A 602-nucleotide genomic window follows, 5' to 3' on the forward strand; every position below is an offset into this window, starting at 1 on the left:
GGTGTCCTGGCACACCGCGAACACCGCGATCCTCGCCGAGGGCAAGCGGCGGCTCATCGACGACCCGACCAGGTTCGACGGGGTGACCACGATCGGTGTCGACGAGCACGTCTGGCGACACACCCGCTTCGGCGACAAGTACGTGACGGTGATCATCGACCTCACCCCCGCGAGGAACAAGACGGGCCCGGCACGGCTGCTGGACATGGTCGAGGGCCGCTCGAAGCAGGTGTTCAAGCAGTGGCTCGCCGCCCGACCCAAGGACTGGTCGAAGGCGATCGAGGTGGTCGCGATGGACGGGTTCAGTGGCTTCAAGACCGCCGCGGCCGAGGAACTCCCCGACGCCGTCCCCGTCATGGACCCGTTCCACGTCGTCCGCCTCGCCGGCGACGCCCTGGACCGGACCCGGCAGCGCGTCCAGCAGGACACCCTCGGGCACCGCGGCCACGCCGGCGACCCGCTCTACGGTGTCCGTCGCATCCTTCACACCGGCGCGAGCTTCCTCACCGAGAAGCAGACCGCCCGCCTCGACGCGGTATTCGCCGTCGAGGAGCACATCGAGGTCGAAGCGACCTGGGGCATCTACCAGCGCATCGTCGCGG

1 protein-coding gene is annotated in these 602 nt (G+C 69.3%); it reads left to right on the plus strand.

Annotation, left to right across the window (positions count from 1 at the left end; genetic code table 11):
- Positions 1–602 (plus strand): transposase (locus tag QM019_RS12685; RefSeq protein WP_282853306.1); only part of this gene is annotated, 602 nt, incomplete at both ends.

Origin of the sequence: Gulosibacter sediminis (genome assembly GCF_030011715.1) — a bacterium.
Lineage (GTDB): Bacteria > Actinomycetota > Actinomycetes > Actinomycetales > Microbacteriaceae > Gulosibacter > Gulosibacter sediminis.